The following is a 26,112-nucleotide window of genomic DNA, read 5'->3' as shown; positions in this document are numbered from 1 at the left end:
GCCCGCGTGCGCCCGCCGGCCCCGGTCGTCACCGGGACGGCCGGGGCCTGCGTGCGTACGGTGCGTCCGCCTGGCGGTCAGTCCGTGAAGTGGACCCCGCTGTCGCGCCGTGTCCGGTCCACGGACAGGGTGAAGACGTCCGGGCGCCCGTAGTGGCCCGCGACGTCCAGGTCCAGCGCTTCCTCGTAGCGCCGGCCGCGGTCCAGCGTGGCCGTGATGATGCCGGCCTCCCCGTACCGGGGCTCCACGATCCACGTGCCGTCGGGGCCCACGACACCGGAGCCGCCGGTGAAGAGGAGGCCGTCCTCGGGGGCGTCGGGGCCCACTCCGGCCCGGTAGGCGGCCAGCAGGTCGTCGGGGACGTCGTCGGTGGAGAGCAGCAGGCCCGCCGAGACCACGAAGCAGCGTCCCTCCAGGGCGTACGACCTCGCGGCGATCGCATGGCTCTCCGGCATATCGGGCCAGGCGGCGACGTGGATCTCCTCGTGCTGTGCGTGCAGCGCATGCCGGGCGAGGGGGTGGAAATGCTCCCAGCAGACCAGCGAACCCACCCGGCCGGCCGGGGTCTCGACGACGCGCAGCCCCGCACCGTCCCCGGCGGCCCAGACGATCCGTTCGGTGTGGGTGGGCGTCAGCTTGCGGTGCACATTGAGGGTGCCGCCGTCCGGGCCGATGGTCAGCAGCGAGTTGTAGAGCGATCCGGAGGCGGGTGCGGCCCGCTCGTTGAGGCCGAGTACGACGGTCACCCCGTGCTCCCGGGCCGCGGCCCGGACCGGGGCGAGGGCGTCGTCGCCGCCCGGGTCCAGTACGGGGCTCTGCTCCAGCAGCCGGGCGTGCCAGCGCCTGGCCTCTGCGTCCCGCCAGCCCGCGAGTCCGAACACCCAGGCCGGGTAGCAGGTCAGCCAGGTTTCGGGAAAGACGACGAGGTCGGCGCCCGACCGCGCGGCCTCGGTGATGTGCGCGACGGCGCGGCGCAGGGACTCGTCCAGGTCCAGCAGGGCGGGCGGCTGCTGGACGATGGCCACGGTGGTGGTCATGACCGCTCCTCTCCGGGGCGCGGGCGGGTGTACAGCGCGGGGCGCCGGTCCGCGTGGACGTCGTTGTTCTCGCTGATGGCCTTGTTCCTGGCGTCGGCGAGATCGAAGGTCGCGGTGTGGATCGCCTCTTCGCCGAGGCTCGGCGCGGTCAGCGGATAGCCGTCGGCGTCGACGATCACACTGCCGCCGAGCCAGTCCTGCCCCCGTTCGGTGCCGGTCCGGTCGGCGACCGCGATGAACATGCGGTTGACGGAGGCGCCGGCCTGGACGCGGACGATCTCGGTCGGGCGCTCACCCTCCGGACGGGGGTACAGCGGCCAGTTGACGGGACCGCAGAGCAGTTCGGCTCCGTCCAGGGCGGCGAGCCGTACCCACTCGGGGAACTCCAGGTCGTAGCAGACCATGAACCCGATACGGCCGTACGGGGTGTCGACGACCGGCGGGCTTCCGTCCCCGGGGGTGAAGCCCCAGACCTTCTCGCCGTTCCAGAGATGGGCCTTGCGGTAGACGGCGCGCAGCCCGGCCGGGTCGACGAGGGCCGCCGCGTTGTACACCCGGCCGTTCTCGCCGCGCTCCGCGAAGCCGCCGACGACGACCAGGCCGTGGCGGGCGGCGAGCGCCTCCCAGTCCCTGATGGTGTCGCCGTCCGGCGGCTCCGCGACGCTCCGCAGCTCTTCGGCACCGGTGAAGACATAGCCGGTGGCGGCCAGCTCGGGCAGGACCACGACCTGTGCGCCGCGCTCGGCCGCCGTCTCGACCGCCGTGCGGATCCGCGCCCGGTTGCCTTCGGTGTCGCCGACCCGTGGGGCGATCTGGCAGACGGCGACGGTGACCTCGGTGCTCCGTCCGGTGTCCGGGCGGGGTGGCTGCGGGTTCATCGTACGGATTCCTCCCTTGCGGCCGCGCCCTCCAGTTCGGCTTCGCTCGCCGCGCGGGCGGCGGCTTCCGCCTCATGGTCCAGGTTCCGGGAGAACAGCAGGTAGAGCACGCCGGAGACGAGGAGTCCGACGGCGAACGAGAAGTCCGCGCCGCCGAGGGCGTCCGCGACGGGGCCGACGTAGAAGCTCGTCGAGAAGAAGGGGATCATCGAGGCGAACCCGATGACGTAGGCGGTGACGCCCCGCCAGGCCCAGCGGCCGTAGATACCGTCCGGCTTGAGGATCTCGGCAATGGCGTACTTCCCGCGGCGGACGAAGTAGAAGTCGACCAGGTTGACCGCGGTCCACGGGACGAGGAAGTAGAGCATCATCAGCACGAAGTTGTTGAAGCTGCCGATGTAGTCGTCCGGGATGAGCAGGGCCACCACCAGGGACAGCAGGCCGACCGCGATCAGGCCGACGACGCGCAGCCGTACGGTGGGGCGCACCTTGCGGAAGCCGTCGAGGGCGCTGGCGCCGGTGAGCATCGCACCGTACGCGTTGACCCCCATGATGGAGATCAGGGCGAGCACCGAGGTCATGACGACGATCAGACCGAAGCCGGGGAAGAGCAGGTCGCCGACCTCGCGCAGGGCGGTGATCGGATCGGGGTCCGGCAGATAGCTCGCGAGGATCGCGCCCAGGGACATCAGCCAGACGGCGGAGAACGCGGCACCCGCGTACACCGCGGTGATCAGTTTCCGCGCGGGCACCTTCGCCGGGAGGTAGCGAGTGTAGTCGGAGACGTAGACCGAGTAGCTGATGTTGTATCCGGCGGCCAGGGAGAACTGGACGAGGAAAGCCGTCAGGTCCCAGCCGGCGGTGGCCGCGGGCACATCGGCGGGGGTGGGGTTGGAGCCGAAGTGGACGATGGCGACCACGGTGAGCACGGCGAAGACGACGACCAGGAGGTAGGTCAGCCAGCGCTGGACGAAGTGGAGCAGGTCGTGGCCGACGACCGCGATGACAATGGAGAGCGCGATCAGGACCGGGTACCAGAACAGTTCTCCGCCCGGCAGCAGCAGTCCCAGGCCCTGCTTGGCGAGGACCGTGTCGAAGACCAGGAAGCCCACGTAGACGAAGACGGTCGCGGCGAAGGGCACCGTGGAGCCGCGGCTGCCGAACTGTGCCCGGGACTGGATCATCTGGGGCAGGCCCATCCGGGGGCCCTGGTTGGCGTGGAAGGCCATGAAGAAGGTGCCGGCTCCGACGCCGAGCACGATGGCCAGCACGCTGTACCAGACGCTCAGTCCCATGGAGGCGCCGACGAACCCGGCGACCATCGTCGGCAGGACGAAGTTGCCGGTGAACCAGAACGGTCCCTGGTGCCACACCTTGCCGTGCCGTTCCGAGGAGGGCACATAGTCGATCGAATGCTGTTCGATCGCAGATTCGCGCTGAGTCGCGGTGTCCGAGGAGGTCATCGCATTCCCCTGCCGTTCGTGGGGTCGTTCTTGAGGTCGTTCGCGGGGTCGGTCCCGGGGGCGGTCCGGGGGTCGGTCTCGGGGACTTCGCCGGGGGCGGTCGCCGGACCGGTCGTCCGGCGGGGGAGGTGGTCCGGGGTCATCGCCGAGAGGATTTCGTACGCCGTGTGGGCGGCGGCGACGGCGGTGAGCTGGGCGTGGTCGTAGGCGGGGGCCACCTCGACCACATCGGCGCCCACCAGGTTCGTTCCGCGAAGGGCGCGGATCATCGCGAGCAGTTCGCGGCTGGTCATCCCGCCCGCCTCGGGGGTCCCGGTGCCGGGGGCGTGAGCCGGGTCGAGGACGTCGATGTCGATGGAGAGGTACACGGGGCGGTCACCCAGGCGGGCGAGCATGCGTTCGATCGCCCGGGGCAGGCCCTCGGTCTCTATCTCGGGGCTGGAGATCACGGCGAATCCGAGGCGTTCGTCGTCCCGCAGGTCCTGGCGGGAGTAGAGCGGGCCCCTGGTGCCCACGTGCAGACCGGCCGTGAGGTCGATGAGGCCCTCTTCGGAGGCGCGGCGGAAGGGGGTGCCGTGTGTGACCGGGGCACCGAAGTAGGTGTCCCAGGTGTCGAGGTGGGCGTCGAAGTGGAGCACGGCGACCGGGCCGTGCCGCTTCGCGACGGCGCGCAGCAGCGGTAGGGCGATGGTGTGGTCGCCGCCGAAGGTGAGGAGCCGGGTGCCGTCCGCGGTCAGCTCTTCGGCGGCAGCCTGGATCTGGGCGACCGCTTCGTCGAGGTTGAACGGGTTGGCGGAGATATCGCCCGCGTCGGCGATCTGCTGGGCGGCGAAGGGCTCCACGTCCTGCGCCGGGTTGTACGGGCGGAGCAGCCGGGACGCCTCACGGATGTGCGCGGGCCCGAAGCGGGCGCCAGGCCGGTAGCTGACCCCGCTGTCGAAGGGGACACCGACGACGGCGATGTCGGCGCGCGGAACGTCGTCCAGGCGGGGCAGTCGGGCGAAGGTCGCGATTCCCGCGTAGCGCGGGCTCAGACTCGCGTCCGGGGGGCCGACCGGGGGCCCGGGGGGTTCGACGGCGTTCATCGGAACCTCGGATCTGTAACCAGAAGGGAAGTTACCTATACACAACAAAGAATGCTTATTAGGCAACTTTCATTCCGGGTAGTGTTTGCCCTGAGTCACCACCTTGTCAAGGGTGGTCCGGAAGCCGAACGAGCGACGCGAGGACTTCGATGAAAGCGCTGCACCCGACGCCGTCCGCCGATCCGGTCCGGGTCGGGGCGCGGTTGCGGGCCTGCCGCAAGGCTCAGGGCCTCACCATCGAGCAGGTCGCCGCTGCCACTGGTCTGACCAGGGGATTCCTCAGCCGGGTCGAGCGTGACGAGACCTCGCCGAGCGTCACGTCCCTGGTCACCCTCTGCCAGGTGCTGTCACTGCCGGTGGGTTCGCTCTTCGAGGGGGCCGAGACCGAGGTGATCCGGCTCGACACGGCCCCGCGACTCAACATGGGCGGCCACGGCGTCGAGGACCGGTTGGTCACTCCCCGTGCTCAGTCGAAGGTCCAGGTGCTGCGGTCGCTGCTGGAGCCCGGCGCGCACGGGGGCGACGAGCTGTACACGATCAACTGCGAGGTGGAGGTGCTGCACGTGGTCAGCGGTGAAGTCTCCGTCCGCTTCACGGACCGCACCGAGTCGCTCGCCGCCGGGGACACGCTGACCTTCTCCGGCCGGGAGCCCCACACCTGGCGCAACTCGGGCCCCGGCCCCGCCGAGGTCACCTGGACCTTTGTGCCCGCCCCCTGGAGCGGCTCCCACTGACGGGGAGCAGACACCGCAACGCTGGTCGGGGTCGGGGTCCGGGGTCGGGGTCGGGGTCCGGGGTCGGGGTCGGGGTCGGGGTCCGGGGTCGGGGTCGGGGTCGGGGTCGGGGTCCGGGGCCGGTTGTCAGAGCTCCCACCACCAGGCTGCGAGGTCCTGGCGATCGGTGAACTCCACAGGAACCGCGTGGGACATCCGTTCCGCGGCGGCCGACGCCCCGGTACGGCGGACCACGTCGCGCAGGTCCCGTACGGCAGGCATCTCGGCGAGTTCGTCGACGTCGAAGGGGCAGCCCGCGGGACCGCCGAGCAGGGTTTCGCAGCCGAACGCGTACCACGTGCCGATCAGTTCACGGTCCCCCTCCTGCTCGGCGGCGACGGCGATCTCACGGACCACGTCGATCAGCCGGACGCGCCGTGGTGGTTCGGCGTCGGGACCGAGAAGTTCACCGGCGGCGGCCATGCGCCGCCACAAGGCGGTACCGGCGTCGCAGTAGAGGAACGGCGGGTCGACGTAACCGTCCTCCAGCCAGGAGTCGTAGCCCTCGAAGCCGGGTGCCTCCTCGTCGAAGGTCCGCAGGCCCATGAACTCGGCCAGTGCGTCGAAGTACGCGTGCCGCTCGGCGTAGTCGGGATGCCGGTCGACCGGGAAGCGGTACGTGTACCGGCGTCGCAGCAGGATGTCCATCACGCGGAAGTGCGTGAACGAGCAGTCGTATCCGGCCTGGAAGCCGTACAGCGCGGTGAACCGGTCCCGGACACCCGGGTCGTCCGGCGCGGTGTGACCGTCGAGGACCCGAACCGAGTCGGCGACCAGGTCCTCGATTTCGTGCAGGGACATCGGGTTCCCCCTTGGGCCGACGACGTGTGAAGGGTTCCCGGCCGGGTACCGGTGAGGGCCCCTGTGGGCTCGTACAGGTTCCGCGGGCACGGGAGTTCCCCATCCAAGCAGCCGCCACCGACATACGGTCGGGAGCGCCTCGGCGGAGGCGGCAGCACGGTCAGGCGGGTGCCACGAAGCCCGACTCGTAGGCGGCGATCACGGCCTGGGTGCGGTCTCTCACACCGAGTTTCGCGAGCACCGCGCTCACATAGGTCTTCACCGTCTCGGTGCCGAGGATGAGCTGTGCCGCGATCTCCGCGTTGGTCAGGCCGCGCGCCATCAGCCGCAGCACCGCCTCCTCACGCTCCGTCAGCCCGGCGCGCTCCATGGCCGCGCGGGCCGCGCCGCCGCCGTACTCGGCCGCCAGTGCGCGTACGGCGGCGGGGAAGAGCAGCGAATCGCCCTCCGCGATCAGCCGCACCGCGTGCACGATCTCCACGGGCCGGGCGCGTTTGAGGAGGAAGCCGTCGGCGCCCGCGCGCAGGGCCTCATAGACGTACTCGTCGTTCTCGAAGGTGGTGATGACCAGGATCTTCGGGGGCGCCTCGACGGAGCGCAGTACGGCACGGGTCGCTTCGATGCCGTCGAGAAGGGGCATCCGCACATCCATCGCCACCACATCGGGGCGGAGCCGGCGTACCAGTGGGACCACGGCGGCGCCGTCGGCGGCTTCGCCCGCGACCTCGATATCGGGCTGGGCCTCCAGGACCGCGCGCAGACCGGCGCGCACCAAGGGTTCGTCGTCGACGAGGAGTACGGAGATCGGCACGGGATCAGCGTAAGGGCGGCCGGTGCCGGAGGGGGCGGCCGCAAGCCCGCCGGGCGTCCGCCCACCACGGTCCGCCCCGTCTCCTGTGGACTCCGCCGGGCAGCCGTTCGGCGGGTACCGGCCCGGAGCGGTGCCCGCTTGCGGCGGCCGCGGCTCATTCGGAGAGAGCGGCGCTACGGTGTTCACACGGGCCCGCTCAACGGCAGCCCCACTCTGACCTGCCACTCGCCGTCCCGCGGGCCGGTGACGGCCACCCCGCCCAGCAGTGCCGCCCGCTCGCGGATCCCGCGCAGACCGCTGCCCCGTCCGGGCCGGGCAGGCTCCCGGAGCGGGCTGGCCACCTCCAGTTCCAGCTTTTCGCCGGTCACGGCGATCCGCACCCGGGTCGGAACGGGTCCCGCGTGGCGCAGCACATTGGTCAGCGCCTCCTGGAGAATCCGGTATCCCTCCCGGGACACCGGCCCCGGCACCTGTCCCACGGGCCCGGTCACCTCCATGTCGACCTCCGCTCCCGAAGCCCGCGCGGACTCCAGCAGCCGGCTGGTGTCGGCGAGGGAAGGGCGCGGTCCCGGAGGTGTCCCCGACTCCCGCAGGACGCGGAGCACCCGTTCCAGGTCCTCCAGTGCGGCCCGACCGGTCTCTTCGATGGCGGTCAGCGCCCGCTCGGTGAACTCCGGGCTGCCCGCCGCCCTGGCCGCACTGGCCTGCACCACCGCGACCGTCAGCGCGTGCCCGATCGAATCGTGCAGTTCGCGGGCGATGCGGTTGCGCTCCAGCAGTTGTTCGGTGCGCTCCTCCAGGGCGGTCAGCCGCTCCTGGGCGGACGGACCGAGGAGCCGTCGGCCGAGGAGCGCGGCCAGTGCGCCGATCCCCACCCAGCAGACGGCCACCAGGGCGATGGGCAGCAGGGCGAGCACCTCCGGCCAACCGGAGCCGCCGGGCAGGCCGATGAGGGATATCCGGCCCGGCCCGCCGACGGTGCCGCGGACGAGGTCGACGGCGAGCCCCAGCAGATTGACGGTCAGATAGCCCGTCAGCAGTCCGAGGACCATCCGGGCTTCCAGCCAGACCACCGTCCGCCCCCGGTCGGCCCAGGTCCGCGAGGGCGCGACGGTGATGCCGGAGGCCGGGTCCCGGTAGCCGTACCGGGTCAGCAGCAGCCGGGCCTGGAGTCCCTCGGCCAGTCGCGCCGCCGGCACGAGTCCCGCGAGCGCCATCAGCGCGAACGGCACATACAGATGCTCGTCCATGACGAACATCCACATCCCGAAGGGAATCGTCCCGATGAGGACGTGGAGCACACGGGTGTAGGTGACAGAGCGGATCAGGGGTCGGAACAGACTGGGCATCCACTCATCGTGCCAGCGCGCGGCCCCGGGCGGCTCCCCCGCACGGGGGAAACCGGTACACCCGGCAGTGGGAGACGAATCCCTCCGGCCGGGGATGTCCCACGGGCCCGCCTCGACCAGGCTTGCAGCCATGACCAGTGTTGATGTCGTCGGAGTGACGAAGGAGTACGGGGCGATCCGGGCCCTGGACGGGGTGACGTTCAGCGTACGCCCCGGCCGGGTGACCGGATTCCTCGGACCGAACGGAGCGGGCAAATCCACCGCCATGCGCCTGATGGTCGGCCTGGACCGGCCGACCTCGGGCACCTGCACCATCGGCGGCCGTGCCTACAGCTCGCTGGCCGACCCGCTGCGCACGGTCGGCGCGCTGCTCGACCCGCAGGCAGCGCTCGGTTCGCGCACCGCCCAGGGGCATTTGAGAGTGCTCGCCGCGGCCGGGCGGATCCCGGCCCGCCGGGTGGAGGAGGTCCTGGAGCAGACGGGCATCGCAAGTGCCGCCGACCGCCGGATCGGAACGTACTCCCTCGGTATGCGCCAGCGCCTCGGGATCGCCGCGGCTCTGCTCGGTGATCCGGGCGTGCTGCTCCTGGACGAGCCGTCGAACGGCCTGGACCCGGAAGGGATCACCTGGATCCGCGCACTGCTGCGGAGCCTGGCGGGGGAAGGCAGGACGGTGCTGGTCTCCAGCCATCTGATGGGCGAGACCAGCGCCTTCGCCGATCATCTGGTGGTGCTCGGGAAAGGCAGAGTCCTCGCCGACACCCCGCTCGAAGAGTTCGTTTCCACCTGGACGGTCCCGAGGGTACGGCTGCGGACCACGGACGGCGAGCGGATGCGGGCGGTCCTGACCGCGGAGGGACACTCCTTCTCCGTCAGCGACGACGGACGGTGGACCGTCGAGGGCGCGGGGCTCGCCGACATCGGCCCGATCGCCGCCCGGGAGGGCCTGAGCGTGCTCGAACTCGCCGCGGAGGAGCCGTCTCTGGAGGACGCATACCTCGCCCTGACCGCCGGTGAGGCCGAATTCACCGCCGCGGCACGACCGACCCGAATCCCGGAGGCACGACCATGACCAGCTCCCCCATCGGTTGCCCTTCTTCCCCGGCGACCGGACCGCCGGCCGCCGGACGGGCCGCACCGCCGCTGCCCGCCGGCCCGCCCGGGGCCGGGCCCGCTTCCACCGCGGTCTTCGCCGCGGCCCTGCGCTCCGAGTGGCTGAAGATCACCACGGTTCGGTCCCTCTGCGCGGCCCTGGCCCTGGTCTTCGTGGCGACGGTCGGTTTCACGGTCCTCGCCAACGCGACCATGACCGAGGAGGTACGCACCGGGGACGATTTCGATCCCCTGTACGCATCGTTCGCGGGTCTCGCCATGGGACAGATCGCGGCGATCTGCTTCGGGGCGATGGCGGTCGCGGCGGAGTACCGCACGAGAGGCATCGGCTTGTCGCTCGCAGCGGTGCCCCGGCGAAGGGTGCTCTACACGGCCAAACTCACCGTCATCGGGGTGTCGGCGCTGCTGGTGGGACTGGCCACCAGCGCCGTCTGCTTCTTCACCGCCCAGTCCCTCCTCGGCGCCGAGGGGGTGGGGGTGCTTTCGCCGGGCGCGCCGCGGGCGATCGTGGGCGGCGGCCTGTACCTCGCGCTGACCACCGTTTTCGCCGCGGCCCTCACGGTCCTGCTGCGGAGCGGGCCGCTGGTGATGGGGATTCTCATCCCTTTCCTCATCATGGTGTCGTTCGTCTTCGGGGGTCCGGGCGAGACCGGCTTCCTGGAATTCCTCCCCGACCACGCGGGCCAGCAGATACTCCTGCAGAACCCGTCCGGCACCCTCGGCCCCTGGGGTGGGCTCGGTGTCCAGGTCCTGTGGGTGGCCGTCGCGGTCCGGGCCGGTCTGGCCGGGGTGCTCCGCCGGGACGCCTGACCCATGGCCGCGCCGTCCGCCGCCGTTCGCCGGTACGGATCAGTACAGCCCTTCGGGGGTCGAGCTGGTCGTCTGCAGAGGGCGGACGTTGGCCACGCCGTCGCCGGGCCATCGGTCGGTCCGGTGGCAGAGCGCCTGGTCGCGCTCCAGGATATTGGGGAGGAAGAGGTCGTCGTGGAGCACGGTGAGCCGCACCTGACCCACGGTCCCCGGGGGTACCGGGGTCGACCGGTCCGTCTTGTCCACCACGGCCATGGTGATCTGCGGGTAGTTCGGTACGTAGCTGATCAGCTCCGCGTCCCGCTCCACATCGAGACAGGCCGCGTTGCCGAAGGTGTTGCCGTAGGTCAGGCCACAGATTCCGCCCGACAGCGCGCTTCTGAAGGTCCGGTACATATCGGCGCTGATCTGGGTGCCGCTCAGGCGTACGCCGTCGAGGGCGGCCACCAGTTCGGGATGGCGCTGCCGGAGGACCTGGAACAGGGCCGGGGTGGTATTGAGGTAGTGGACCCTGCCCTGCCGGAGGACGTCGGTGATCTGCTCCACCAGATGGCTGGTGTAGTCGCCGACTTCGGCCAGCCGTCCGGTCCGGATGAGGCGCTTGACCCATCGCGGGTCCATATCGACCGCGTACACCTGGCCGGCGTGGAACTCCGATACCTCCCAGACTCCGTTGCCGATGAGATGCGGTCCGGTCGGTGTGGCCTGCAGCCAGGTCCGGCCCGGTGCGAAACCCTCCCGGACGAAGGACCATCGCCGCCAGACCGCCCGGTGCAGGAGCATGTCGGGGGTGTAGAAGACCCGGCAGGGCGTGCCGGTGGTGCCGCCCGTGTCCCAGACCCGCCCGGCGAGCGGCCGGGGCACGGAGAGCGGGACGAGGTCCGAGGGGTCCTCTTCGCGCAACCGGTCCAGGGGGAACGGGCCGAAGGCTCCGAGCTGGTCGTAGCGGGTGATATCGCGGGGGTCGAAGTCCAGCCGGTGGGCCCGCTCCAGCCAGTAGGGGCTCCCGGCCACCGGATCGAAGTGCCGCCGGACGACTCTTCGGGTCCACTCGTCCAGGTCGGTGTCCAGCCATTCCGCGACCAGCGAGTCCGGGTCGGCACGAGTGGTGGCGGCGGTCATGAGAGCGCCGGTGCGCCGGTGAGGTCGATACCGAGGTCGTAGGCAGTGGTCAAGGCCTGCTCGATGTGCTCGGGCTGCTCGATATGGACCACGGGGAAGGGGAAGGCAAGGAGTCCCTCGGGGATGGAAGGGCCCATCACCAGACCGAGTTGTACCCCCTGTTCCTTCATTCCGCTGTAGACGTCGACCAGGCTGATCGGGTCCGTCGAGTTCCGCTGGAACAGATCTCTGACCTCGTCCGCGGACCGCAGGACCTTCCGTTCCAGACAGGAGAGCAGCGGGATTTCGGGGTCCGTGAAGGATATGGCGTCGATGCGCCCGGCCATGAAGTCGCGGTACGGCCTGCGCAGCGGGGTATGGACGGCGATGGTGCGCCCGGGGAGCGGGACCACCGCTCCCGGCGGGAGCCCGGCAGCGAGTCCGTTCAGTGCCTCGGCATGTCCGGCCAGCATCAGGATGCGCTGGGTGCCGTCGGTGGTGGGTCCGAAATCGCCGGCCAGATATATGTCGGGGACACCCTCGCCGGGATGGGAGGGGGCATCTTCGCCCGTGGCGCCGAAGGCGATGGCGATTCCCTGCTCCGGGGTGCCGGGGGGCGGCTCGGGGACATCGCGGGATCCGGCCAGCAGCTCGAAGAGCTGCCGGCGCCCCACGGCACCGGCCAGGCAGCTGGCGGTCATCGCACCGAGGCTGAGGCCGCCGATGGCAGCGGGACGCAGTTCGAAGCTCGCGAGGACGTCGTGGACGCCGATCGCGAGGGCCGTCTCACGGACGGTGCCGACGCTCTGGCGCTCCTCCTGGGCGGTGGGGAGGTCGTCCTCCAGAATTTGACTGACCGTCAGTCCGGTCCAGTCGGCGACCTGCTCGTACCAGTCGCGCACCGCCGGATAGGCACGATAGAGCTCCTGACCGTGAGGCTCGGTCCCGACACCGCCGCCGAAAAGGTACCCCAAGCTCATGACAGCTCCCGTTAATTGATGTCCGAAAGGGGGACAGTGGGGCCCAACCGTAGTGCAGCGGAACTCACCATGTCAGCGGGAAGAAGCCTTCTTTCTGCCACCCTCGACGGCAATCAGGGCCGTCTCGCGAGACGATACCGATACGATATTCCGGCGTGAGAAGATCTACCGCAGGCGCAACGGGAGGGGACTCGGAGGCGCTTTCCGTGATCTGACACGGCACTTACCGTCCCATTCCTTTTTACTACTCAAGGAATGGCGGGAGGACGCGAGGCGGCCATGTACCGACGCTCAGTACCCCGAGGGAGTGCGCCCGGGAGACCAGTGCGGTCCGGTTCGCGACCTGGAACTGACGCAGCAGTAAACCGATGCGGTACTCGATGCCCTGGCGGCTCAGATAGAGCGAAGCCGCCAGCTGGACGGTCGAGGTACCGACCGCCACGCCTTCGAGAATGCAGACGTCCAGGGCGGTCAGCCGTTTCAGGCCCACGCCGCCGGAACCACCGGCATCGTCGGGCCCGGCAGAACCGGCGGCGTCCGGATCGTCGGTACCGCCGGGCCGCGGGAGCTCTACCTCGGATCCGGCCTCCCCGGAGGTGGCTACCGGCATCAACCCCCCACACCCCCTCACGGTCGTTCGTGATCTCGGGCCGTCTGCCATCGTCAGGCGCACGGAACGGAGGCTAAGCGGTCGCGCGGCACAGCGGACGCAGTGGTCGACCGACCGCCCGGAACGGAGCCACCGGCACGGAACATCCCACGACGGGGTTCCGCAGCAGTGTGGTCGCACCCCGCTCCAGCCCTCGGCCGGCGCACCTCCCTCCGCAACGGATGGAATCGCCGACACCAGAGATCGCTGCCCACAGAGACGGAATTCATGTCGACCGGGTTCATTCCTTTCAGGAATCCGCACGTTACCGGCAGCACATGACTCAATCGCATCGAACATACCTTCGCGTCGGCGGTCGATCGGTAGGTATCGAATGCGGTCATGCGGAGCCTCGCCATCACGGCATATGACAGAGTGCCACGCACCGTGGAATGTCAGCAAGGGCGCACCGGCGCGTAACCGGGCACGCGAGCGAAGTGCAACTACCGTTATTCCTGTGGCGAATGGCGAGATTGTGCCGTGGCGCCGGACGTCCGCACGGGATTGACTGGACTTCGACCCCGGAGGACTTTTCAGCCGGACCGCCCATAGGTAATCCGGCCGGTGCCGAGTAGAGTTCCCCGGCAGTAACAAAGCGGCACCGTACCCCGCTCGCGATACCCCCGGCCATCGCGCCGGCGGTTCGGCGGCATCGCCGGCACGCGCACATCCGGCAGGGGAACAACATCCCGACTCTAGGGTTATATCTAGATTTATCAAGATTCTCTTGACCGGCGCACCACCGCCCAAGATGCTCGAAGGCATCGTTGGCCAGAGGTCGTGTGACGATGAGGATTCCCGTGAAATTCCTGCTCCTGGGCCCGCTTTCCATCCGGTCGAACGCGTGTGAGGTGCATATCTCGGCTCCTCGGCAGCGCGTGGTGATGGCGGCGCTCCTGTTCAACGCCAACCGGGTAATCTCGGTCGACCGGATCGCGGAGTACGTCTGGGACGGCGCCGCGCCACGGAGCGCCCCCGCGACCGTACGCACCTATGTCATGCGTCTGCGCCAGGCACTGGGCGAGCACGCCTCCGCCCGCATTCTCACCCGGGCACCGGGATACCTCCTCGAACTCGGGGAGCACGAGAGCGACCTGGGACAGTTCACCGCACACCGCCGGCGCGCGGCGGAACTGGCCGAGCGGGGGGATCTGGAGGGCTCGTCGGCCGAACTGGCCGAAGCTCTCGCCCTGTGGCGGGAGGAGCCGCTGGCGGATATTCCGTCCCGGACGCTCCGTGATGTCGAAGGACGCTACCTCCAGGAGCTGCGGCTCCAGACCATGGAGCTGCGCTTCGACGCGGAACTCGCCCTCCTGCGGCACGCCGAACTCGTCCCGGAACTCTGGCGGCTGGTCAGAAAGTACCCCTTACGCGAGGCCCTGGTGGGCAAGCTGATGCTGGCGCTGTTCCGCTCGGGAAGACAGTCGGAGGCCCTGGACCTCTACCGGCGTACCCGGGCACTGCTCGTCGAACAGCTCGGCGCCGAACCGAGCACGGACCTGTGCGAAGTCCAGCGGCATATTCTCTCGGCCCACGACCGGCCCCGCACACCGCCCGGGCCGAGGCTCGCCGCGGCGCCCGCGGTGGTCGCCACGGCGGCGACCGCCGTGGCCTGGAAGGGTCCCGGGCGGCCGAGCCCGGCCCAGCTTCCCTCGGTACCGCCGCTGCCGTCGGCGCACGCCGCTCCGCTGGCGCGGCTCGAACGCTTCCTCGGCGCCTCCGCGCCGACCGCGGGCTCGGTGCCGACCGCCGTGGTCACCGGCCGCGGCGGCGTCGGCAAGAGCGTGCTGGCACTGCACGCGGCCCATACCCTGCGCGACCGTTCGGTGCACGGCCAGCTCTACGCCGACCTCGGCACCGGATCGTGCCCCCTCCCCTCCCGCACCGTGCTGCTGCGCTTTCTGGCGGACCTCGGTGTCCCGCGCGGCGAGATCCCGCGCGAGGACTCCGAGCGGGAGAGCCTCTATCGTTCGCTCACCTCGGGCCGCCGCATGCTGATCGTGCTCGACAATGCGGACAGCACCGCACAGATACGGCCTCTGATACCCGGCAGCGGGGGAAACAGCCTGCTGATCACCAGCCGGCGGCGGCTGGCCGATCTGGAGGGCGCGCAGCCCCTTCTGCTCCCCCCGCTGGACGACGGCGGGTCGCTGGAGCTGCTGGGAAGCATCATCGGGCCGGCCAGGGCGGGCGCCGAACCGCGTGCCGCCCGGACGGTGCTGGCCGTCTGCGCCGGTCTTCCGCTGGCGATCAGGATCGCCGGTACCAGGCTCCTGGAGCGCCCGCACCGGAGCATCGGGGACTTCGCCCGCCGACTCATCCGGGCGCCACGTCTCCTGGACGAGCTGCGCACCGGCGACCTCGGGATCCGTCCCGGGCTCGACTCCGACCACAACGGGCTCCGCCGGACGGCGCCCACCGGCCCTCATCCGGCCGAGGTGTTCACTGCACTGGGGGCGAGCGGGGCCCGCTCGTTCTCCGGCGGCGAGATCGCGGAGCTGCTCGGCTGTTCGGAAGCCGAAGCGGAGGAGGCCCTCGACGCCCTGGTCGAGGCCTATCTGCTCTGCCCGCCGAGTGCGGGCGAATACCGGCTGGACGCGCTGCTGAAGGCCTATGCGGGCGAGCGGGCGCAGAAGAGTGGCGTACCGCGGTACGAACACCCGCTGGCCCCCACCGGGTGAGTGCGCGGCACCCCGCGAAGTACATCCCACCGACCTGCCCCTTCCGAGAGGAACTGCTCTGCCATGGCCTACCAGACGTCAGCCACCCCCGGCCTGCTCGCCTACGTACGGGACGTCTCCCTGCGCGACGACGAACTGCTCAGGGAGTTACGCGAGACCACAGCGGAGCTGCCGGCCGGGGCCAGCATGCAGGTGATGGCGGAGGAGGGCCAGCTGCTGGCCCTGCTGGTGGGGCTGACCAACGCCACGGCGGTGCTGGAGATCGGTACCTTCACCGGCTACAGCACTCTCTGCATGGCCCGCGCGCTCCCGGCCGACGGGCTGCTGGTGTCCTGTGACATCGACGACAGATGGCCGGCCGTCGGCGCCGACTTCTGGAAACGGGCCGGGGTGGACTCACTGATCGACCTGCGGATCGGCGAGGCGGCCGGAGTCCTGGACACGCTGCTGGCCGAACGCGGGCCCGGCAGCTTCGACCTGGTGTTCATCGACGCGGACAAGGCCGGCTACGTCGGCTACTACGAGGCGTCGCTGGCGCTGGTGCGCTCCGGCGGTCTGATCGTGGTCGACAACACCCTCTGCTTCGGCCGGGTCGCCGACCCGGCGGCAACGGACCCGGAGACCGCCGCGGTCAGGGCGCTCAACGAGGTGCTGCACGGGGATCCGCGGGTGGACCTGTCGCTGTTGGTCATGGCCGACGGCATCACGCTCGCCCGGAAGCGCTGAGGACCGACCGCACACGGCCGGCTGCGGGAGGTGCACGCGCCCACGACCGGTCACCGTGCCCGCTCCCGCTGCTCCGGCGACTCCAGGTCAGGGGCGTCCACTCGCATGGTGGTGGAGATCTCGCGGGTCCGGGGGGCCTGGTGCAGTCGCTGGATTCCTTCGGGCGCCGACGGCAGGGGCGCGGCGCACGGGCACGGCTCCTCCTCGAAGCCCGAGAAGTGGTAGGCGATCTCCATCATCCGGTTGCGGTCGGTGGCCCGGAAGTCGGCCACCAGGTGGATCCCGGCCCGGGCGGCCGTGTCGGCCAGCCAGTTCAGCAGGGTCGAGCCCGCACCGTAGGCGATCACACGGCAGGAGGTCGCGAGCAGTTTGAGGTGCCAGAGGCCCGGGTGCCGTTCCAGGAGCAGTACGCCGACCGCACCGTGCGGCCCGAACCGGTCGGCCATGGTGACCACGAGGACCTCGTGTCCCGGGTCGGCGATCAGGCGGCGCAGCTCCGCATCCGGGTAGTGCACTCCGGTCGCGTTCATCTGGCTGGTGCGCAGGGTGAGTTCCTCGACCCGGGACAGCTCGTCGCCGGTGGCCCGGCCGATACGCATCCGCAGGTCCAGGGAGCGCAGGAACTGCTCGTCGGATCCCGGTGCCGCCGCGCGCTCCGCTTCCCGGCGGAAGCCCGCCTGGTACATCTGCCGGCGCCGCCGGGAGTCGACGGTGCTGGTCGCGGGGGTGAACTCCGGCAGCTCGGGCAGCCGGCGGGCCTGCTCGGCCGGATAGCACCGTACCTCGGGCAGATGGAAGGCGACTTCGGCGCGCTCGGCGGGCCGGTCGTCGACGAACGCGACGGTCGTGAGCGCGAACCCGAGCCGGTCGGCGATCCTGCGCACCGATCCCGATTTGGCGCCCCAGTTGATCTCCGGCAGGACGAAGTATTCGGCGATTCCGAGGGCCTCCAGCCGGGCCCAGGCGTGTTCGTGGTCGTTGCGGCTGGCCACGGACTGCAGGATGCCGCGGGAGTCCAGTTCGACGACCACCTTCCGTAGCTCGTCGGTGAGCCGGACCTCGGCGTCCTCCAGCAGGGTGCCCTGCCAGAGCGTGTCGTCCAGGTCCCAGACCAGGCACTTGACCGTCGCGGCCACGGCTTCCTCTCGTGGTTCGTCTGCTGCCGGGCCGGTCACAGCGGTCCCGGGAGGGAGAGGGCGTGCCGGGCCAGCATCAGCCGGCAGAGCTCGCTGCTGCCCTCGATGATCTCCATCAGCTTGGCGTCCCGGTAGGCCCGGGCCACCGGGTGTCCGTCCTGTGTTCCGGCCGAGGCCAGCACCTGGACGGCCGCCGCGGCGCCGCGGGCCGCCTGGGTCGCGCTGACATGTTTGGCCAGTACGGTCGCCACCACCTGGTCCGGTGCCCCTTCGTCCCAGCAGCGGCTGGCGTGCTCGCATACCCGGCTCGCGGTCTGCTCGGCCGTGAAGAGGTCGGCGAGGTGTCCGGCGACGAGTTGGTGGTCGGCCAGGGGCTTGCCGAACTGCTCGCGTCCCGCGGCGTGGGCGGTGGCTGCCGCCAGGCAGGCCCGCAGGATGCCCACGCAGCCCCAGGCGACCGATATCCGCCCGTAGGCCAGTGCGGTCGTCACGAGCAGGGCGGGCGGCAGTCCGTAGCCGCCGAGGACGCTTTCGGCGGGCAGGCGCACCCCGTCGAGGTGTACGTCGGCGTGTCCGGCTGCCCGGCAGCCGAGGGGATCCGCGATGCGTTCGGTCCGGACGCCCGGTGCGTCGGAGGGCACCACGACGGCCGCCGCGCCGTCCTCGTAACGGCCGACGATCACCAGCAGGTCGGCGTAGTGGGCGGCGGTCACCCACTTCTTGTGGCCGTCCACGACGACCGAGCCGCCGTCGCGGCGGACGGTCGTCGTCATCGCCGCGAGGTCGCTGCCCGCTCCGGGTTCGCTGAAGCCGACGGCCGCCAGCTCGCCACCCGTCAGCCGGGGCAGGTAGGCGGCCGCTTGTTCCGGAGTACCGAGGCGCTGTACGGTCCAGGCCGCCATGCCCTGGGACGTCATCACGCTCCGCAGCGAGCTGCACAGACTGCCCACATGGGCGGTGTACGTGCCGCTGAGCATGCTGCTGAGGCCCCAGCCGCCGTACTCCTCCGCGACTTCCGCGCAGAGCCGGCCCTCCGCGCCCAGTTCGTGGAGCAGGTCCGGGGGGAGTGCGCCGTCCCGGTCCCACTCCCCCGCCAGGTCTCCGATCCGGAGTGTGGCCGAGGTGAGGGCGGAGTTCAGGTCCTCACCCACCGAGGCTCCCGGAAGCGGGCTGCCGGAGGCGTTCCACCAGCGCGACCATCTGCCGTACGGTACGGAAATTGTCCAGCCGGAGGTTGGCGCCGCGGATGGCTATCGCATAGGACTTCTCCAGGTGCACCACCAGTTGCATGGCAAACAGGGAGGACAGGCCGCCGGCCCGGAACAGGTCGGTGTCGGGTTCCCAGGGCGTCCCTGTGTGCCCTTCGAGGAACAGCAGGAGCTCCTTCTCGGGGTCGGCGGTGCCCGGGGCGTTCTCGGTGGTCATATGCGGTCTCCTCGGTCGGGGCGTCAGCTGTAGTCGTAGAAGCCGCGCCCGGACTTGCGCCCGAGGCGGCCCTCCCGGACCAGCCGGAGCAGCAGTTCGCTGGGGCGGCAGCCGTCGTCGCCGGTCCGCTCGTGGAGCACTGTGAGGGAGTCGACGAGGTTGTCGATGCCGATCAGGTCCGCGGTGCGCAGCGGTCCGGTGGGATGGCCGAGACAGCCCTGCATCAGGGTGTCGACGGCTTCGGCGGTCGCCGTGCCCTCCTCCACGACCCGGGCCGCGTCGTTGATCATCGGGTGCAGGATGCGGCTGGTGACGAATCCCGGTGCGTCCCTGACGACGACAGCGTTCCGCCGCAGCGCTCCGAGGAGTGCTGCCACGGCGGCCATCGTGTGCTCCCCGGTTCTGGTGCCGCGGATCACTTCGGCGGTCCCGATCAGGTAGGGCGGGTTCATGAAGTGGGTACCGACCAGGTCCTCGGGCCGCTCCAGCGCTCCGGCCAGTTCGTCGACGGGAATCGACGAGGTGTTGGTGACCAGCGGGGTGCCGGGCCGGATGTGTGCGGAGATCTCGGACAGGACGCCCGCCTTGGTCGCCGCGTTCTCGGTGACGGCCTCGATAACAGCGGTGGCGTCGGCCGCGGCCTTCACGGAGGTGCCGGTGACCAGGGTGCCGGGGGCAGTTCCGGCCGGCAGTGCTCCCATCAGCTCGGCGAGCCGGAGCTCTCCGCCGATCCGGTCCACGGCCCGGTCGAGCCGCTCCCGGTCCAGGTCGACCAGATGCACCGGCAGGCCGTGTCCGAGGGCCAGTACGGTGATGCCGACGCCCATCACGCCGGCTCCGAGGACGGTGAGCGCGTGCCGCGTTTCCGGTTTGCCGTGTGGGGCCGGTGCGCTACGCGGATCACATCCGTCCGGATCGGTTTCGCCGTGCGGATCGGGTTCGTCGTGTGCAGCCGTGGTCAACCGACTCTCCTTCGCTCTCCCTGGTCTTCGGATGTTTCTTCGGGTGTGTCTTCGGGGGTGCGGACGGTGCTCCGGAGCCAGTCGGCAACGGCTTCCCCGGTGGTCGCGACATGCTCCTCCATGATCGAGAAGTGGTCTCCGGGGACGTCGGCGACGGCGTCGGCACCGGCCCAGGACGAGCGCCAGTCACCGGCTTCGGCGGCCGGGGTGCCCAGGGGTGCCGTGGCACGTACCAGCAGCACCGGGGCGCGGACCTCCGGCGGCTTCCAGTCGTCGAGGAGGCGGAAGTAGCCGCCCATCGCGGTCAGCCTGGTCCCGTCCATCGGTGCCGCCCGGTCCTCGCGGGCGAACATTCCGCCCATCAGTACGTCGTTGAACTGGGTGATGCCCTGGTTGTCCGAGAGGTAGGTGTCCAGGAGCACCACGGCAGCCGGGCCCTCGCCGCGTCGCTCCAGTTCGGCGGCCACCCCGTGGGCGAGCGTCCCGCCGGAGGAGGAGCCGACCAGCACGAGGGTGCGTCCGGGCAGTTCCCGGAGCAGCGTCGCCGCCTGGAAGGTCAGCAGCGCGGCCATATCGGCGGGCAGTTCCTCCTCGGGGGTGAACCCCGGCGCGTCCAGGGCATATACGGCGTAATTCTCCCGGAAACGGGCGGCGAAGCGCGCGTACTGGTGGGCCCCGCCGAGGGCTACCACCGAGCCGAAGCAGACGATCACCGGGGCTCCCTCGCGCTCGCCGAGGTGCAGCAGCCGCGGCCCGCCTCCTGCCGCCGCGAGGGCGTCGCCGCTGGGGAACGCGGGCCGTAGTGCGGAGGTGGTCTTGAGCAGGGCGATGCCGTCGTCGGTGCGGCCGAGTGCGCAGGCGCGGCGGAACAGGATGCTCACCGGGTCCACATCGGCGGTATCCGGGGCGGTGGGCTCGGTGCCGGGCACGGTTTCGGGCGCGATTCCGCTCCGGGAGGCGGGGTCGGCAGCAGCGGCGGCCGCGAGGTGTTCGGCGAGTCCGGCCGGTGTCCCGCTGTCGAAGACCACGGAGGGCCGCAGCCGCAGACCGGTGGCGGACGCCAGACGGTTCCGCAGTTCGACCGCGGTCAGGGAGTCGAATCCGGCCGAGAGGAACGGGACCATTGCGGACAGTGCCCCGGATTCGGTGTGGCCGAGTACTTCCGCGGCCTGTGTGACGACGAGTTCGCGCAGGATCTCCTCCCGCTCGTCCGGAGCGGCGGCGGCGAGCCGGTTCCGCAGCGAGACGGGTGCTGTTCCCGGCGCGTCGTGCGGGCGGCTCCGTACCAGCAGACGCAGCAGTGGATGGACGGGCCCGTCGTGGCGGGCGGTGAGGTCGAGGCCCGCCACGAGGTGGAGGCCTGCGTCGTCCCGTACGGCGTCGTCCGGTACGGTCCCGTCCGGTACGGCGACGTCCGTGCCGAGCACGGTGTCCAGGAGGGCCATGGCTTCCGCGTCGGAGAGGCCGCGCGCGCCGCGCCGGTCGATGCGGCGCAGTTCCGCCCCGTCGAGCGTGGACGTCATTCCGCTCCGCCGTTCCCAGAGCCCCCAGGCCAGGGAGGTGCCGGGCAGTCCGAGCCGCCGGCGCTCCGCGACGAGCGCGTCGACTGCGGCGTTGGCGGCGGAGTAGGACGCCTGGCCCGGACTGCCCAGAATGCCTGCCGCGGAGGAGAAGACGACGAATGCTGAGAGGTCAGCCTCGCGCGTCAGCCGGTCCAGATGCCAGACGGCGTCGAGTTTGGGCCGGAGCACCGCCGCGGTCCGCTCCTCCGTCAGTCCCTGGAGCAGACCGTCGTCGATCACCCCTGCGGTGTGGACCACGGCGCACAGCGGATGCCGGGCCGGGACGGCCGCGAGGGCTCGGGCCAGTGCCCGGCGGTCCGATACATCGCAGCTTTCGGCGATCAGCTCGGCTCCGTGTTCGGCGAGTTCGGCCGTCAGCTCCGCCGTGCCGGGGGCGTCGGCGCCGCGGCGGCTCAGCAGACGGATGTGGCGTACTCCGTGTGCGGTGACCAGATGGCGTGCCAGGACGGTGGCGAGGGCGCCTCCGCCGCTCAGCAGTACCGTCCCTTCGGCCGGTCCGAACTGTTCGCCCGGCCGGGCCGCGGTGTCGGCCGTGTCGGCGGCGGAGCGGACCAGCCGCGGCACGTACAGCGTGCCATCGCGCAGGGCCGCCTGTGGTTCGCCGGTGGCGAGGAGTTCGGCGAGCGCGTCACCGAGGCCGTCCGGCTTGTCGGTGTCGAGCAGGACGAACCGGTCGGGATGTTCGAGCTGGGCGGCTCGCAGCAGCCCCCAGACGGCTGCTGCTCCGGGGTCGACCGGCTGCTGCGGTCCGGCGGGCCCTCCGGTCGCGCCCCGGGTGAGGACCACCAGGGGTGTACCGGTGGCGGTGTCGTCGTCCAGTCGGCTCCGGATCCGGGCGAGCACCGAGGCCACGGCAGCGTGCGCCGCCTCGGGTCCGTCGTCTCCGTCCGGTACGGATTGGGGGCAGACCAGGAGTACGGCGTCGGGCGCGGCCGGCCCGGGCTCGGCGGGGAAGCCCGGGGGCAGCAGCCGGTCGTCCCGCTGTCCGAGCAGGCCCCAGCGGGTGGTGGGGTGCGGGCCGGTGGGGGCGGTGACCGGCGTCCAGCGGAGCCGGAAAACGGAGTCCGCCGGAGTCCGCAGCGAATCGGGGGACGCCGCTCGCAGGGTGAGTGAACCGATCGTCGCTACCGTGCGGCCTGTGGGGTCGCTGATCCGGACGGTGACCGCGTCGGGCCCGTCGGGGCGGAGCCGGACGTGGAGCACCGGTGCGCCGGACGGTTCGATCGCGACGTTCTGCCAGGAGAACGGCAGCGGGACCCCGCCGCCGGACCGGGCCGTTCCGGGTTGCTCGCGCAGACCGGTCGTCTGCAGGGCCGCGTCCAGCAGGACCGGGTGCACTCCGAAGCCGCGCCCGGCCTGGGGCAGGCCGGGGGGCAGAGCCACTTCGGCGATGATCTCGTCCCCGTTGCGCCAGACGGCTCCGACGCCCCGGAATGCCGGCCCGTAGTCGATACCGCGGGCTTCGAGCAGTGCGTACAGCTCTTCCGGGTCCAGCGGGACCGCGCCGGCCGGGGGAGGGACGGCGGGGGGTTCTGCTTCGACGGCCGGGCCCGGCGGGCCGACCGTCCCGGTCGCGTGCCGGGTCCAGGGCCGGTCGCCGCCGGTGCCGGTTTCGGGGCGGGAGTGGAACTCCACCGGGCGCCGGCCGGAGCCGTCTTCGGGCCCCACCAGGACGCGGAGCTGCACAGCGTGGTCGTCGGTGGCGTCGCCGGGCAGTACCAGTGGTGCGGCGAGGGTCAGTTCCTCCACCAGGCTGTATCCGAAGCGGCGGCCCACGTGTGCGGCGAGTTCCACGAAGGCCGCTCCGGGCAGGATGACCGCGCCTGCCACGGTGTGGTCCGCCAGCCAGGGGTGGAGGGTGGTGGACAGACGGCCGGTGAAGAGGGTGCCCGCGCCGTCCGGCAGGTCGACCGCCGCGCCGAGGAGCGGATGGTCCGCTGCCGTCTGTCCCGCCGAGACCGGGTCGCGGTCGGCCGGGAGCGCGTCGAGCCAGTAGCGGCGGCGCTGGAAGGCGTACGTGGGCAGGTCGACCCGGCGGGCGCCGGTGCCCGCGAACAGCGGCTCCCAGTCGACCGGAAGACCCTGGGTGTACGCCTGGCCGAGGGCGAGCTGCAGTTGACGCAGCCCTCCTTCACCGCGGCGGAGTGTGTCGAGTACGCGTGTCTCCGTGGCGCCCGCCTCCGCGGCGGTGTCCTCGACCGCGTAGGTCAGGGACGGGTGCGGACTCGGCTCGACGAAGACGCGGTGTCCGGCGGCGAGCAGCGCGCGGGTGGTCTCCTCGAACTCGACCGTGCTGCGGAGGTTTCGGTACCAGTACTCCGCGTCGAGAGCCTTGGTGTCCAGCGGGCCGCCGGTGACGGTGGACCAGAACGGCAGCGTGCCCGAGGTGGGGGTGATGCCGTCCAGATCGGCCAGCAGTTGTTCGCGGATCTCCTCCACCTGTGCGGAGTGCGAGGCGTAGTCGATCTCGATGCGGCGTGACCGTATCCCTTGGGTTTTGAGCTGTTCCAGCAGTTCCGTGATCGCGTCCGCGTCACCGGACACGGCGGTCGAGCGGGGCCCGTTGACCGCCGCCACGGACAACCGGCCGTCCCAGACCGTGATCCGGTCCCTTACCTCGGCGGCCGACAAAGCGACCGACGCCATTCCACCCAGACCGGCGAGCGGCACCACCGCGCGGCTCCTCAGAGCCACGACCTTCGCCCCGTCTTCCAGCGACAGCCCACCCACCACACACGCTGCCGCCACCTCACCCTGCGAATGCCCCACCACCCCATCCGGCACGATGCCGTGCGACCGCCACACCTCGGCCAACGACACCATCACCGCCCACAACACCGGCTGCACCACATCCACCGCATCCAGCGAACCCGACGAACGCACCACCTCCGTCAACGACCAGTCCACATAGGCCGAGAGCGCCCGCTCGCACTCCGCCATCCGACCCGCAAACACCTCCGACTCCCCCAGCAGCCCCGCAGCCATCCCCACCCACTGCGACCCCTGCCCCGGAAACACCAACACCGAGCGGCCCGACACCGCCCCGCCACCCGTCACTACACCGGGTGCCGATATCCCCCGTGCCAAGGATTCGACACCTGCCAGGAGTTCATCCCGGTCCTGTCCCACTACGACGGCCCGCTCGGCGAACCGCGAACGGCCCACGGCCAGCGAGTGGCCGACGTCGAGCGCCCCGAGCCCGGGCTCCGCCGCCAGCCGAGCGGCCAGCGCCGCCGCCTGCCCCCGTAACGCCGCACCGTCCCGCCCCGACAACGGCCACACCACCGAGCCCGGCACAGCGCCCCGCGCCTCGACCGGAACCTCGACAGGAACCGACTCCAGCACCACATGCGCATTCGTCCCGCTCACACCGAAGGACGACACACCCGCCCGCCGCGGACGCCCCGTCTCGGGCCAGGGAGTCGCTGCGGTGAGCAGGGAGACGGCTCCCTCGGTCCAGTCGACCTGGGGTGAGGGCCGGTCGATGTGGAGGGTCTTCGGCATCACCCCGTACCGCATCGCCAGCACCGCCTTGATCACACCGCCCACACCGGCCGCTGCCTGGGTGTGGGACAGGTTGGACTTCAGCGATCCCAGTCGCAGCGGCCGGTCCGCCGGACGGTTCCGGCCGTACGTCGCCAGGATCGCCTGGGCTTCGATCGGGTCGCCCAGCGTGGTGCCGGTGCCGTGCGCCTCCACCAGGTCCACATCCGCCGGGGCGAGTCCCGCGCGGTCGAGCGCTCGGATGATGACGGACTGCTGGGCGGGGCCGTTCGGGGCCGTCAGACCGTTGCTGGCACCGTCCTGGTTGACGGCCGAACCACGGATGACGGCCAGTACGGGGTGTCCGTTCCGCCGCGCGTCCGACAGCCGTTCCAGGAGGAGCAGGCCGAGGCCCTCGCCGAAGCCCGCGCCGTCCGCGGCGGACGAGAAGGACTTGCTGCGTCCGTCGGGTGCCAGACCGCGCTGGCGGCTGAATCCGATGTAGATACCGGGGGTGGACATCACGGTCACACCGCCGGCCAGGGCCAGCGAGGTATCGCCGGAGCGCAGGCCCTGACAGGCGAGGTGGACGGCGACCAGGGAGGACGAGCAGGCGGTGTCCAGGGTGACCGCGGGACCCTCCAGACCCAGGGTGTAGGCGATACGGCCGGAGGCCACGCTGGGGATGGTGCCCGTGCCCAGGAAGCCTTCCAGTTCGTCGGGCACCCGGCCGAGCCGAGCCCCGTAGTCGCTGTTGATCACTCCGGTGTAGACGCCGGTGCGGCTGCCGCGCAGTGCCTGTGGATTGATGCCCGCGCGCTCCAGCACCTCCCAGGAGGCCTCCAGCAGCAGCCGCTGCTGCGGGTCCATCGCGAGCGCCTCACGGGGCGAGATCCCGAAGAAGCCCGCGTCGAACTCGGCCGCGTCGTGGAGGATGCCGCCTTCGCGGACGTAGAAGGTCCCGGGGGCATCGGGGTCGGTGTCGTACCGCTCCTCGATGTCCCAGCCACGGTCGGCGGGGAAGGGCGAGACCGCGTCGCGTTCGTCGAGCAGCAGCTCCCAGAGGTCTTCCGGGGTGCGTACGCCGCCGGGGTAGCGGCAGCTCATGGCCACGATCGCGACGGGTTCGGCGGAGTCGTCGACGAGGCGCCGGTTCTCCTGCCGCAGCCGCTTGTTCTCCAGCAGCGAGGCGCGCAGGGCCTCGACCACCCGGTGCGAGTCCGGGCCCGTGCCGGGGTCGGTATGCGTGTCCGTGGACATGGTTTT

General features: G+C 71.1%; 20 protein-coding genes. 5 read left to right on the top strand and 15 right to left on the bottom strand.

The window, feature by feature from the left end:
- Positions 1-77: 77 nt before the first annotated feature.
- The 4 genes from B7R87_RS31325 to speB are packed head-to-tail and all read right to left on the bottom strand — an operon-like array spanning position 78 to position 4,463.
- Entirely contained in the window at positions 78-1,037 is a 960-nt protein-coding gene (locus tag B7R87_RS31325) for a carbon-nitrogen hydrolase family protein (RefSeq protein WP_006344965.1), read from the bottom strand.
- Complete coding sequence (locus B7R87_RS31320) at positions 1,034-1,915, bottom strand: nitrilase family protein (RefSeq protein WP_006344966.1); 882 nt, start codon at positions 1,913-1,915, stop codon at positions 1,034-1,036. The genes B7R87_RS31325 and B7R87_RS31320 overlap by 4 nt, the downstream gene beginning before the upstream one ends.
- Positions 1,912-3,378 carry a purine-cytosine permease family protein gene (locus tag B7R87_RS31315; RefSeq protein ID WP_006344967.1) on the bottom strand — a complete coding sequence of 489 codons (1,467 nt, stop codon included), beginning with the start codon at positions 3,376-3,378 and terminating at the stop codon, positions 1,912-1,914. The genes B7R87_RS31320 and B7R87_RS31315 overlap by 4 nt, the downstream gene beginning before the upstream one ends.
- Entirely contained in the window at positions 3,375-4,463 is a 1,089-nt protein-coding gene (speB, locus tag B7R87_RS31310; protein ID WP_006344968.1) for an agmatinase, read from the bottom strand. The genes B7R87_RS31315 and speB overlap by 4 nt, the downstream gene beginning before the upstream one ends.
- Before the next feature lie 149 nt (positions 4,464-4,612).
- On the opposite strand from speB, the gene B7R87_RS31305 reads away from it, so the two are divergent.
- On the top strand, positions 4,613-5,197 hold the full coding sequence (locus tag B7R87_RS31305; RefSeq protein WP_006344969.1) for a helix-turn-helix domain-containing protein: 585 nt from the start codon (positions 4,613-4,615) through the stop codon (positions 5,195-5,197).
- A gap of 126 nt (positions 5,198-5,323) precedes the next feature.
- Here the strand turns inward: B7R87_RS31305 and B7R87_RS31300 are convergent, their stop codons facing one another.
- The 3 genes from B7R87_RS31300 to B7R87_RS31290 all read right to left on the bottom strand — a co-directional run bounded on the left by B7R87_RS31300 (position 5,324) and on the right by B7R87_RS31290 (position 8,197).
- Positions 5,324-6,037 carry a hypothetical protein gene (locus tag B7R87_RS31300; RefSeq protein ID WP_006344970.1) on the bottom strand — a complete coding sequence of 238 codons (714 nt, stop codon included), beginning with the start codon at positions 6,035-6,037 and terminating at the stop codon, positions 5,324-5,326.
- A 160-nt stretch (positions 6,038-6,197) separates the two neighbouring features.
- Positions 6,198-6,848 (bottom strand): response regulator transcription factor, encoded by a 651-nt coding sequence (locus B7R87_RS31295; protein ID WP_006344971.1) that lies wholly within the window; start codon positions 6,846-6,848, stop codon positions 6,198-6,200.
- 182 nt (positions 6,849-7,030) lie between these two features.
- Positions 7,031-8,197, bottom strand: a complete 1,167-nt coding sequence (locus tag B7R87_RS31290; protein WP_006344972.1) for a sensor histidine kinase — start codon at positions 8,195-8,197, stop codon at positions 7,031-7,033.
- A gap of 130 nt (positions 8,198-8,327) precedes the next feature.
- Here B7R87_RS31290 and B7R87_RS31285 point away from each other — a divergent pair, with 130 nt between their 5' ends.
- Positions 8,328-9,269, top strand: coding sequence for an ATP-binding cassette domain-containing protein (locus B7R87_RS31285; RefSeq protein ID WP_006344973.1), 942 nt, complete (start codon positions 8,328-8,330; stop codon positions 9,267-9,269).
- Positions 9,266-10,120 carry an ABC transporter permease gene (locus B7R87_RS31280; protein WP_130585152.1) on the top strand — a complete coding sequence of 285 codons (855 nt, stop codon included), beginning with the start codon at positions 9,266-9,268 and terminating at the stop codon, positions 10,118-10,120. The genes B7R87_RS31285 and B7R87_RS31280 overlap by 4 nt, the downstream gene beginning before the upstream one ends.
- 39 nt (positions 10,121-10,159) lie before the next feature.
- On the opposite strand, the gene B7R87_RS31275 is transcribed toward B7R87_RS31280, so the two are convergent.
- The 3 genes from B7R87_RS31275 to B7R87_RS31265 form a co-directional block, all read right to left on the bottom strand.
- Complete coding sequence (locus tag B7R87_RS31275) at positions 10,160-11,242, bottom strand: acyl-CoA synthetase family protein (RefSeq protein ID WP_006344975.1); 1,083 nt, start codon at positions 11,240-11,242, stop codon at positions 10,160-10,162.
- Positions 11,239-12,201 (bottom strand): ACP S-malonyltransferase, encoded by a 963-nt coding sequence (locus B7R87_RS31270; protein ID WP_006344976.1) that lies wholly within the window; start codon positions 12,199-12,201, stop codon positions 11,239-11,241. The genes B7R87_RS31275 and B7R87_RS31270 overlap by 4 nt, the downstream gene beginning before the upstream one ends.
- Positions 12,202-12,445: 244 nt before the next feature.
- Complete coding sequence (locus B7R87_RS31265) at positions 12,446-12,811, bottom strand: helix-turn-helix domain-containing protein (protein ID WP_006344977.1); 366 nt, start codon at positions 12,809-12,811, stop codon at positions 12,446-12,448.
- A gap of 839 nt (positions 12,812-13,650) precedes the next feature.
- Here B7R87_RS31265 and B7R87_RS31260 point away from each other — a divergent pair.
- A complete protein-coding gene (locus B7R87_RS31260) occupies positions 13,651-15,531 on the top strand; it encodes an AfsR/SARP family transcriptional regulator (protein WP_130585153.1) in 1,881 nt (626 codons plus the stop codon).
- 63 nt (positions 15,532-15,594) lie between these two features.
- On the top strand, positions 15,595-16,257 hold the full coding sequence (locus B7R87_RS31255) for a class I SAM-dependent methyltransferase (RefSeq protein ID WP_006344980.1): 663 nt from the start codon (positions 15,595-15,597) through the stop codon (positions 16,255-16,257).
- A 50-nt stretch (positions 16,258-16,307) separates the two neighbouring features.
- On the opposite strand, the gene B7R87_RS31250 is transcribed toward B7R87_RS31255, so the two are convergent.
- From B7R87_RS31250 to B7R87_RS31230, 5 genes are read right to left on the bottom strand one after another with little or no spacing between them, the layout of a single operon-like run.
- A complete protein-coding gene (locus B7R87_RS31250) occupies positions 16,308-17,393 on the bottom strand; it encodes an HAD-IIIC family phosphatase (protein WP_006344981.1) in 1,086 nt (361 codons plus the stop codon).
- A gap of 35 nt (positions 17,394-17,428) precedes the next feature.
- The gene (locus B7R87_RS31245; protein ID WP_006344982.1) at positions 17,429-18,544 is read right to left on the bottom strand and encodes an acyl-CoA dehydrogenase family protein; all 1,116 of its coding nucleotides are present in this window, start codon (positions 18,542-18,544) and stop codon (positions 17,429-17,431) included.
- Positions 18,537-18,818, bottom strand: a complete 282-nt coding sequence (locus B7R87_RS31240) for an acyl carrier protein (RefSeq protein WP_006344983.1) — start codon at positions 18,816-18,818, stop codon at positions 18,537-18,539. Before B7R87_RS31240 ends, B7R87_RS31245 begins: the two co-directional genes overlap by 8 nt.
- A gap of 23 nt (positions 18,819-18,841) precedes the next feature.
- The gene (locus tag B7R87_RS31235; RefSeq protein ID WP_006344984.1) at positions 18,842-19,780 is read right to left on the bottom strand and encodes a 3-hydroxyacyl-CoA dehydrogenase family protein; all 939 of its coding nucleotides are present in this window, start codon (positions 19,778-19,780) and stop codon (positions 18,842-18,844) included.
- The gene (locus B7R87_RS31230) at positions 19,777-26,106 is read right to left on the bottom strand and encodes a type I polyketide synthase (RefSeq protein WP_130585154.1); all 6,330 of its coding nucleotides are present in this window, start codon (positions 26,104-26,106) and stop codon (positions 19,777-19,779) included. Before B7R87_RS31230 ends, B7R87_RS31235 begins: the two co-directional genes overlap by 4 nt.
- Between the last annotated feature and the right edge of the window lie 6 nt (positions 26,107-26,112).

Source organism: Streptomyces tsukubensis (assembly GCF_003932715.1).
GTDB lineage: Bacteria > Actinomycetota > Actinomycetes > Streptomycetales > Streptomycetaceae > Streptomyces > Streptomyces tsukubensis.
The sequence above is the reverse complement of the archived record's forward strand: the minus strand, read 5'-3'. Positions and strand labels throughout refer to the sequence as shown.